At 42.0% G+C, this 9757-nt stretch carries 7 protein-coding genes; 3 read left to right on the forward strand and 4 right to left on the reverse strand.

The genetic code is table 11. The annotated features are described in order from the left end of the window. Window positions 1-162: 162 nt before the first annotated feature. The 3 genes from V7K15_RS11710 to V7K15_RS11720 form a co-directional block, all read right to left on the reverse strand. On the reverse strand, window positions 163-384 hold the full coding sequence (locus tag V7K15_RS11710) for a hypothetical protein (protein WP_334905668.1): 222 nt from the start codon (window positions 382-384) through the stop codon (window positions 163-165). A 221-nt stretch (window positions 385-605) separates the two neighbouring features. Continuing rightward, on the reverse strand, window positions 606-2411 hold the full coding sequence (gene modB, locus V7K15_RS11715; protein WP_334905669.1) for a molybdate ABC transporter permease subunit: 1806 nt from the start codon (window positions 2409-2411) through the stop codon (window positions 606-608). A gap of 190 nt (window positions 2412-2601) precedes the next feature. After that, window positions 2602-3504, reverse strand: coding sequence for a class I SAM-dependent methyltransferase (locus tag V7K15_RS11720; RefSeq protein ID WP_334905670.1), 903 nt, complete (start codon window positions 3502-3504; stop codon window positions 2602-2604). A 448-nt stretch (window positions 3505-3952) separates the two neighbouring features. On the opposite strand from V7K15_RS11720, the gene V7K15_RS11725 reads away from it, so the two are divergent. Then, window positions 3953-5464 carry a hydroxysqualene dehydroxylase gene (locus tag V7K15_RS11725; RefSeq protein ID WP_334905671.1) on the forward strand — a complete coding sequence of 504 codons (1512 nt, stop codon included), beginning with the start codon at window positions 3953-3955 and terminating at the stop codon, window positions 5462-5464. A 128-nt stretch (window positions 5465-5592) separates the two neighbouring features. Continuing rightward, a complete protein-coding gene (locus tag V7K15_RS11730; RefSeq protein WP_334905672.1) occupies window positions 5593-5952 on the forward strand; it encodes a DUF6464 family protein in 360 nt (119 codons plus the stop codon). Window positions 5953-5971: 19 nt separating this feature from the next. Here V7K15_RS11730 and fmt read toward each other — a convergent pair whose 3' ends face one another. Then, window positions 5972-6967 carry a methionyl-tRNA formyltransferase gene (fmt, locus tag V7K15_RS11735; protein ID WP_334905673.1) on the reverse strand — a complete coding sequence of 332 codons (996 nt, stop codon included), beginning with the start codon at window positions 6965-6967 and terminating at the stop codon, window positions 5972-5974. Window positions 6968-8223: 1256 nt separating this feature from the next. Here fmt and V7K15_RS11740 point away from each other — a divergent pair. Next, a complete protein-coding gene (locus V7K15_RS11740; RefSeq protein ID WP_334905674.1) occupies window positions 8224-9528 on the forward strand; it encodes a hypothetical protein in 1305 nt (434 codons plus the stop codon). Window positions 9529-9757: the final 229 nt, after the last annotated feature.

Raw genomic sequence — 9757 nt, forward strand, 5'->3', positions numbered from 1 at the left:
GATTTGGGGTGTGTCTAGGTTATCTTGCCCTGATTTCCTGTTTTTTCCCTCACCCCCTACCCCTCTTCCAGGTTTTGGAGAGGGGAGTAAGAGAGCAATCAAGGTTGTTACAATGTATGGGATGTTTTGTTATTTTCTCTTGAGTCTAGGCAACACAAAGAGTCATGCAGCCACCTCCTCTCTGATATCAATTTTGCCTGTGACTATCTCCATGCTATTTACTTCATCTGGATGGAGATTTATTTCAGCAAAGTTTTTAACAATTAAAAATAACAGATTAGCTTCATATAAACGATTAATTTGGTCATTAAAATTAAAGTATTCAATGCAAAACTTGCCCTCAACCCCTTCTCCCAATTTTGGTAGAAGGGGAGCCAATTTCAAAGTCCCTCTCCCAAGCTTGGGAGAGGGATTTAGGGAGAGGGGAAGAATTCATGCAAGAAGTATATTGATTGCCATAATCATCTTATCCTCTCTGCGCCTGTGCATGAGATAAATCATCCCGCAACCATGCAACGCCCAACTATTTATTGTAAGGTGAGCATCTCACGCTATAAGATTGGAGCAATTTTTAAAACTTCCCTATATCCCGTACATCTCTGCGTTCACTCCATCAAAATCAAGCGCAGGGGATCTAAACGCACATGCCAAGGAAAAGGTTGGTCTTTCATCGTCGCCCATTTTTCTTTGAAAACTTCAGCTTGCAGATGGTAATCTTGAGAATTCTTGGCAGGCGAATGTAATTTGAGAAACAACGTCATTCGATGGGGCGTTTCACTTGTGCGGACTACCCAGCAGGGAAAGGTATTTTCCTGTGATGAGTCGTTGGTAAAAATGAACTGATGGGCACGAATGCCGACGTGAGATAATTCGCTCTTGATTGGTTCAATTAATTGAAGAGTACAACCCCAATCAGTCGCTTCTACCTGTTGTGATGACTGAAGAACAATGCGGGAGAAGTTTTTACATCCGGTAAGTTGGGCGACACTAACGGTAGTAGGATGCTCGAAAATATCATGTTTGCTGCCAGAATGAACGGCTCTACCATGCTCCAATACCAACAGATTCGGACAAATCCGATAAGCTTCTTCCATATTATGGGTGACAAATAGAGTCACACCTTGATAGTCAGCTAGAGTTTCTGTCATTTGCTGCTCTAATTGACTACGTAGATGGGTGTCAAGTGCCGAAAAAGGTTCATCCAAAAGCAATGCTTCCGGTTGACTTGCCAAAGCTCTGGCTAAGGCTACCCGTTGTTGTTGACCCCCAGAAAGTTGGTGCGGATAGCGATCGCCTAATCCCTGCAACTGCATCGCTATTAGTTGCTCCTCTACCTGCACTCTAATACTTCCAGCAGATAGTTTTTTAGGTAAGCCGAAAGCGATGTTTTGCGCCACACTCAGATGTGGAAACAGGGCATAATTCTGCACTAAAAAACCGATGCGGCGATCGCGGCTGGGTAGATTAATTCGCTGTTCGGAGTCAAACAGGACTCTGCCATTTAAAACTATGCGTCCTCTAGTGGGCGTTTCTATCCCCGCAAGGCAGCGCAAAATCATGCTCTTACCTGCTCCAGAACCCCCTAACAATCCCAAAGGCTGATCATTGCTATTAAAAGACACCCTGAGATGAAAACTCGGCAGTTGTTTTTCGATGTCTACAAAAAGTCCAACTGCTGACGAAGGTGCAGACAATAAAGATGATTCACTCCCTTGTCCCCCTTGTCCCCCTTGTCCCCCTTGTCCCCTCTTCTTTTCCCTCAATTCTTGCCAGAAGTTGACTGCAATAATTCCAGATAGAGAAATCACCATAATTGCGATCGCCCAAAACCAAGCCTCGTTCATTGCTCCCGCTTCCACAGCAAAATAAATCGCCATTGGAATTGTCTGCGTTTGTCCGGGAATATTACCAGCTAGCATCAACGTCGCCCCGAATTCTCCCAAAGCACGGGCAAAAGCTAGCATTGTGGCGGCTACAATCCCAGATACTGCTAAGGGTAAACTGATGCGCCAAAAGATTGTGGCTTCAGTTGCACCAAGGGTTCTGGCTACTCGCAGCAGATTACCATCTATTTGTTCAAAGGCTCCCAGTGCAGTTTTATACATTAAAGGGAAAGAAACTACGGTAGCTGCGATCGCTGCACCATACCAAGTAAAGACGATGGTGAAGTCAAAAGCCTGCATGAGTTTCCCTACAGGGCCATTTTTCCCAAAAAATAGCAGCAACAAGAAACCGACAACTGTGGGGGGCAAAATCAGTGGCGCAATAAAGATACCCTCAATCAACGATTTACCTTTTCCACGATATCCCAGCATCCAGTAGGCAGCAGCGATACCCAAGAAGAAGGTGATAAATGTAGCAAGTAATGATGTTTTAAGTGATATCCAAAGAGGCGATAAATCCAATGGCATAGTTGTGTGGGGGAAGAACTAGCTCAACTAATCCCTAATTTACCAACTTTAGTTTAAATATGTTGGTAAAAGTTGGTAAATTACCTAACAAATAATAAAGAAAATTGCAAAAACTAGACAATGCTGTAGGGGCACAGCATTGCTGTGCCCCTACGACAGGTGTAATTCAAATAGATGAAAATAGCTGTAATTATTCCAGTTGACTGCTATAGGCACTAAAACCATAAGCCAAAGTTTCCTTTAAACTACCTGATGGCTTGAGACTTCTATTGATAGCATTAGCAAATGGTACTGGAATTCCTTTAATAGTTTCCGGCAAAATTGCATATTCTTCTGTTGGTTCAACAATGTATTGTGGACATTTCGTTTTCATCCCAGCAGTAGCTAACATTTCTTCTATTTCAGAGGCAGAATATTGTTTGAGATAAACTGGATTTCTGACAATTGGGTTCAGCTTTCTCACAAAATTATGGATAATATGAGAAGGACAGGATTTGTTGTGAAAGGAATGATTAAAAACAAAAATTCCGCCAGGTTTTAGCATCCGAGAGATATCAGCCAATAAATTTCTTAATTGTGCATCTGGGATATGCATAAAGACACAGTTAGAAATTACCAAATCTATAGAATTATCTTCTAAAGGCAATATTTCAGCAGAATTGCAAATCAAGTTAAATTCAGCTTCCGGGAAAAAATTATATTCTTGTTTAACTTTGATTAACCGCCGTAACAAAGGCTCAGAAATATCAATTCCATAATATTTTTCGCATCTCAGATTTTTCGCTTTAGAAAGATGCAAAGGTGCACGACCATAACCACAACCAATCTCTAAAATAGAATCAACCGATTTATTCAACGGGAATTTATTCCAAGTACCTCCAGGTGTGCCAGTTAGCAGAGTGTAATCTTGTTTTATGGGCGATGTATCTGCAAGCTTTTCAACTTTTTGGGAACCATAATATGTTTTACCAATTTCGTCCCACTTTTTTTTATGTTGAGTATTATTCAACTGTTCGTAATCGCTAGGAAAATAAATGCCATCTCGTAATTCAAAGTCATTTAGACTGAATTTTCCATTTGCTAATTGGGTCATTATGATTATTCCTCATGAATAGTTAAGTCTGTTTTCTGTTATACTCTTAACTCAGCATTAACCGCAAGTGATTTTTACTGAACTGGTTCTCCTTAGCCTTTCTTCAAAGTCCTGGCGAATAGAATTCGCGGCTATACAAACTTATACCATTTTAGATTTTAAATTTTGGATTGTGAAACATCCATTGGATAAGCATTTCAGGTTTCCATCTGTCGTAATCATTTTTAAAATTGGTATTAGTCCGCCTACGTGGACTAAGGAAAAATTCAGGGTTTGAAACCTACGGAAGTGGCTAAAGCTTCGTGTAAACGCGGTTTCTAAGCCCCCAGTTGACTACCAAAGCGCCGATTGCATCCAAAGGAAAACCGCTATAATAGCAAACCGTCGCCTGATTCAGAACACAAGTTCGGATACATTAGTTGATGGACTGCAACAATTGGAGGCTGTGATGGTAGAAGGGTTACAACAAAAACGGGTAGTAGTTGTAGGTGGAGGTTGGGCTGGTTTAGGAGCAACCTACCATTTGGCAAAGCAAGGCTATGATGTAACACTTCTAGAAGCAGGGCCCTATCCCGGTGGATTGGTCGCAGGTTGGCAAACAGCCGCTGGAAAATCTGTTGAAGCTGGCATTCATGGCTTTTGGTATCCTTACAAAAATATTTTTTCCCTAATCAATGAATTAGAAATTAATCCTTTTACTACTTGGACTCGTTCTTCCCAATATTCGCCAGCAGGTTTGGAAGTTGAATCACCAATTTTTCAAGACTTACCGCGACTCCCCTCCCCACTGGGAACTTTTCTCTACACTCAGTTTAAGCGGCTGCCACTAATTGACCGTCTTAGCGCCTTACCTTTACTTTATGCGGTTGTTGATTTTGACAATTCTGATGCAGCTTGGCGGCGCTATGACTTTGTAACTGCCCGTGAATTGTTCAAAGACTTTAATGTTTCGGCACGGCTTTACCGCGAGGCTTTTGAACCAATGTTATTAGTGGGCTTGTTTGCCCCTGGTGAACAATGTTCAGCCGCAGCAACTTTAGGGATGCTTTACTTTTTTATTCTGGCTCATCAACCGGATTTTGATGTAGTTTGGTGTCGGGGAACTGTTGGAGAAAAGATATTTCGTCCTTGGGTGGAACGTATCGAAAAAGCTGGTGCGCGAGTGTTACCCAAGCGCCGAGTTACAGACTTAATTGTTGATAGTAATCATCGAGCCAAGGGTGTGGTTTGCGGTGATGAAGTAATTGATGCCGATGCTGTAATTTTTGCGGTTGGAATCACAGGGATGAAGAAAATTGTCTCAACTAGTCCTAGTTTACAAAGCCGTGAAGAATTCCGTAATTTGAGCAATTTAGGAGCAATTGATGTTTTAGCAACGCGACTATGGTTTGACCGGAAAATTGATATTCCTCGTCCTTCTAATGCCTGTTTTGGATTCGACGCAACTACAGGTTGGACGTTTTTTGATTTGAATGCTCTACATGATGAATATCAAAATGAACCGGGAACAGTGATTGAAGCCGATTTTTATCACGCGAATCAGTTTCTCAGTTTGAGTGATGAGGAGATTTTAGCAATAGTTCAGGGTTATTTAGCAACTTGTGTGCCAGCGTTTCGAGAGGCAAAGATAATTGATAGCAGTGTAATTCGTTTATCTCAGGCAGTGACTCACTTTGCACCTGGTAGCTATCGTTATATGTTATCCGCTAAGACAAGTTTTGAGAATGTGTTTATGAGTGGCGATTGGATTGTAAACCGTCATGGTTCCTGGTCACAAGAAAAGGCTTATGTTACTGGTTTGGAGGCGGCGAATTTGGTGGTGTCTTATTTGGGAGAAGGTCAGCCATCTGAGATTTTAGCTGTAGAAGAGGATGAAGTGCATATACAAGTGGCGCGATCGCTCAACCAAACTTGGCATGACTTCGGCAAATCTATCCTACCTAACTTTTGGTTGCCGTAATCTGTAGGGTAGCAAAGTTGTGCATCCCGACTGTATATTTCTCACAATAAGAGTGAAGTATTAATTGTAATCTAAATTCGGTAAGCTAAAGAAAGCGATCGCATAATGTAAATCAAATAACATAGCTTATGGAGCCAGACTCTTTACAAACCGAGGTGATTCTGACGCATCCGCGTGAGTCTCTTGGCAGAGTGCAACTTGATTGGACACCCCAACCCGGAAACTATCTCGATTTTCAAGGTAAAACCTATGCGGTTTTAGAGCGCCGCCATAGATACCAACTTCAATCAGGGCGCTACCGCTTGCATAATATTGCCATTTACGTGCAGTCGGCAAAACGACCATCTGAGAAAAGTTTGGTAGCGGGACGTTGGGTAATCGGTGATGCTACCTGCTGCTACAATGCTCATTCAGAAATTATTCGCTGTGCAGTCAACCCAGATGGCCCTTGCCAAGCTTGCCGCTTTTATGAAAAGAGACGCGATTAATCGCGTCTGTTATTCTCCCTCAACTCCCCGCACCAAAAACTTCTCCCACAGTTAAGCGGGTACCATTAACAAAATCCCATCCCGACTGGGGACGTTTACCAGCTAGCTGAACCTCTCGCAACAGCAACAAACCTTCCCCAGTTTGGACGATCGCCCCAATTCCTTTGGTAATACTCACTACAACTCCCGGTCTGTCTGATAGATTTGACAAATCAGGCAATTTATGCAGTAATTCTGGTGGGAGATTGCGATCGCCTACAGAACCAAGGGGAGCAGAAGCGGTGATTTTTAGCAGATTGTCACGAAAGGTAGCGGTGCAATTAGGGTAAAAGCCTCTGATTTGATTGTGTAATTGGATAGCGGTTTTTGACCAATCCAAACCATAATCTTGTTTTTGAATTAGAGGTGCATAAGTAGCTGCTAAATTATCTTGAGGAATTGGTTGAATTTCCTGGCGTTCCAACTTCAACAGAGTTTCCACCAACAAATCCCCACCGATCACAGCTAGTCTATCGGCTAAATCTTGGGCACTATCCAGTAATCCAATGGGTGTAGTGGCTATTTGTAGCATTGCGCCAGTATCCATCCCCACATCCATTAACATGGTTGTGATCCCCGTTTCGGTCTCACCGTTATACAAACACCACTGAATCGGCGCTGCACCCCGATATTTGGGTAAAATCGAGCCATGCACATTAATGCAGGCTAACTTGGGCATATTTAGGATTTTTGACGATAAAATCTGTCCATAGGCGACAACAACAAACACATCTGCGCCTAACTGTTTGAGTTGGGTTAAAGTTTCAGTGTCTTTTTTCACCCGTTCGGGTTGCCATACTGGTAAGTTGTGAGCAGTAGCGATCGCTTTTACTGGTGTTGGCGTAAGTTTATTTCCGCGTTCCCGGCGTTTATCTGGTTGGGTGACAACTGCCAACACCTCGAATTCTGAATGATTCAATAACTTTGACAATGTGGGCACAGCAAACTGTGGTGTACCAAAGAATACAATTTTCATTAATAAATAGTTGTTAGTCGCTAGTTATTAATTTATGGTAAGTGCGCTGCTCATAACTGACAATATATAAGTTGCATATTGAAATGGAATTCACCAAGCCAGGATTTAGCAGGCTCCTGTATCGTGGAAAACAGTTCGGAGCATCTCAGTGAAAGCAAATATACCAGATGAGAAACAAGATTCTTGCTCCCTCTCCTTACCAAGGAGCTGACTTTTTACGTTATGTGGAAAAGCCACGAAAAACCTAACCTCCTACGAGGGAAGGGGGAAAATTCTATTTCTCTCTCCTTTTAGGAGAGAGAAATAGAAGTGAGGTTTTCTAGATACGGTGAAAAGTCAGACCAAGGAGAGGGTTGGGGTGAGGTTTTACAAAGCTTTTTACGAAAGTCAGATGTTCCCAAACATTTGCAAAGCAGAGTTGATTTGCTGTAAATCATATCGGCTGTTTGGTGGTACAATGTTTTCGTATTGGTCGAACCCAAGGCTGCTTGATTAACTTAATAGTTAAGTTAACAAGTGTAACAGGTCTTATCAACTGCATCTGCCTAAGGAGAGCCTCATCGTTTAGTGGTGTCTCCTCACGATCTGCTAGAGCATCTACCGAGTAAGTTTAGTTGTGTTCCTGATAATTTATCCCCAAATTGGCGTTAAATGCAGTTAGGTTTCTAAAAAACTATTGCGTCTTCTAGCTATTTTTGTAGTTTAGATCGTAATTTCTCAATTGGGGTTGCTGACAGCAGGATTTTCTGAGTATGATGTATTATACGTCCGCTTTGCCAGCTTAATTCACGTAACGCCTCACGTTTACCATTATCGGGATTTGCGCTGTTATATCTAGTGTGGAACTTGCCTTAGTTGCTGCGTACTAGCGATCGCTAGTACGATCCCCAATAGCTGAGTCATCTCACCCTTGGTTGTCAGCTTCATTAGCCCAAACTATACCTTGAATATCCCTTGACTAATACCTGTTTTTGGTTTAGTTAGGTATAGCAACAGCAACATTATATATCGTGTAGTAATTACTGAGTTTTCAGCATATTTACTATATTTGCATATTTTGGCAACCAAACATTCAGTACTTGAGTCAAAAAAAGCTGTAGACAATGATACTTAATTTTTGTAACCCTCTGCAAACTTTGAAGAAAATATCTAGTCATTGCTTTTAGTTTCTTGTTATACATATAATTACTGGCTGCCCCATTGCTGCATAGGTATTGCTTCTCACATAGCAACCGCCCCTTCTAGAGAGTCTACAAATGCTTAAACCCCTTTTGCTGTCAGGATGGTTCCGCGCGCAACCATTTCTTAATTACGTTGTCGTTGTAATCCTAATCACACCCTTGCTAGGGGCATCGGGTCACTCGACCCCAGCCAGATCCGAAGTAGCTAAAGTAACTTCGATAACTGGAGAGTCTGACTCTGTATCAAAGGAAATAGCTGTAGTTGGGGAACCTAAAATACCTGAAATATTAAAAACAGATCAAATCAACTCTTTAACAGCAGAATTTGACTCTGTGCCAACACAAACTACTGTTGTCCAGGAACCGCAAGTATTACCAGCAGATAAAATTGAGTCTTTCGATCAAGCAGATAGTTATGTGTCAAACAGCGATTTAACTGTTCCTGATCCTTTGGCAGCAGTTGAACTCGCACCATTAACAGATGTTCCTGTTAGTCAACTTAATTTAATCCGAAAACTTAAAGCTGCTAATATCCAGTCTTTGAAAGTCCAAGAAAATTATCTCTCAAAAGAAAACTCTTTTAATGAATCATTGACAGCAACTCAAGTAGCACCAACTCTGAGAGAATCACAACCAAGCACAGAAATACGTGTTGCTGAACCACGCGATGAAGCCCAAGCAGAACAAATAGATCCCATAGGCAGTCCTCATCCTATTCCTTGGAAATGGATTACAGCAACTCAAGAGGCAATTGCTTCTAAGGGGGGTTCGGGAATGCGTCACTACCGCAGCGTACCCGTGGTTTCTCCAGATGGTAAATATGCTGTTTATAGCCGGGTGCAACTAGAGGTAAAACCCCAAATGTACAACAGCCGTGTTACCAGCGTTCTGTTTGTCCAAGATATGCAAACCCAAAGGTTGTGGGTGATGGCTTCAACTGCTGCTGTTAGCGATCCTTTATTAAAGGTAAAGGCGGCGCAGTCAGAAGAAACTGATACAAATGGTCAGATTGGGGTATTAGTTCCAGTTAGCTGGTCAGAAAAAGGCGATCGCTTCTTAGCACGCAAGTTTGAAGGTATATTTAACACAGGTGATTCTACAGATAGTGCAGTGATTTGGGATCGGCAAAAAAATCACGCTAACACAGTTGCTCCTGCCCACGAGGAAAATCATGAAAAAATTGCAGTATTGTTAGGTTGGAGTAAAAGCCAACCGGATAATGTGCTATTTCGTGCGGGTGAATTGGGCGAAGAAAACTGGCCACTAATCCAAGTTGCTAATGATGGCAAGACTGTTACTACAACAGGCAATGATCAGCCGATTACCTTTGGTAAAAAGGTTACAGAAATTTGGGCAGGCCCACAAGTAGCCTACCGATAGTTGATTAAAAATCTTACAGAAATACCCGGTAAGCGTAGAGCTTCAATCCCTTTAGGGCTGAGATATCAGCGACATTTCGGCAAGCTCAATGACCACTCGCGTGACAATAGTTCCCCTAACTCCTTGACTGGTCACGGTATATCTGATATAATTACCAGTGTAAAAAATTTAGTATAACTAAGCAACGTAAAAACCTGACTAAATTGGTTGGGTGCGTAGTCATGCCTAA

Origin of the sequence: Nostoc sp. (assembly GCF_036919815.1) — a bacterium.
Classification (GTDB): Bacteria; Cyanobacteriota; Cyanobacteriia; order Cyanobacteriales; family Nostocaceae; genus Nostoc.